General features: G+C 35.1%; 1 protein-coding gene. It reads left to right on the top strand.

The annotated features are described in order from the left end of the window. Positions 1 to 604, top strand: a 604-nt coding sequence (locus Xsto_RS21800) for a DUF6708 domain-containing protein (RefSeq protein WP_339955555.1), incomplete at both ends; no start/stop codon positions are given.

The following is a 604-nucleotide window of genomic DNA, read 5'->3' as shown; positions in this document are numbered from 1 at the left end:
ACGTGATGAACCGTTAGAATCTGGTGATTCTTATCTTATAGTGTTTTGTATTATCTTTCTATTTTTTACTGTATGTGCCACTTCGAGCGTTTTTTTAAAGGAGTGGTTTAGAAAAACCCATTATCCTATACGATTTAATCGAAAAACACAGATGGTATATGTTTATCAAGTGAATGAGACTGTTTTAGTAGCCCCTTGGAGTGATATTTTTTTTACGCTTTATGAAGGAAAAGGGATAGGACTGGGATGGGGAATTGATGGCCATATTCTGGCTGATGATAACGAAACTGTATTGCAGACATTCAGTTTAGGAATTTACGATAGCAAAGTTAATATTCCGGGTTATTGGGAATTTATTCGCTGCTATATGGAAGAAGATGTACTGGATGAACTTCCTAAAACTATATTTTTATGTCATCCAATTTCTGAAAAAAAAGAAAGCTACATTTATGGCCTTCAGTACATTCTCCGCGTTGATACTAAATGGGATTGGTTCTATAAATTGCTACTTGTTCCATACTATCTGTTGGAATCATTCTCTCGGTATATTGCAATGCAAACCAGTAAAATACCTCAATGGCCAGAAGAGGTTGAGGAAAAATGT

The organism is Xenorhabdus stockiae (genome assembly GCF_002632825.1).
In the GTDB taxonomy this organism is placed as follows: Bacteria; Pseudomonadota; Gammaproteobacteria; order Enterobacterales; family Enterobacteriaceae; genus Xenorhabdus; species Xenorhabdus stockiae.
This window is presented reverse-complemented; position numbering and strand designations above follow the sequence as displayed.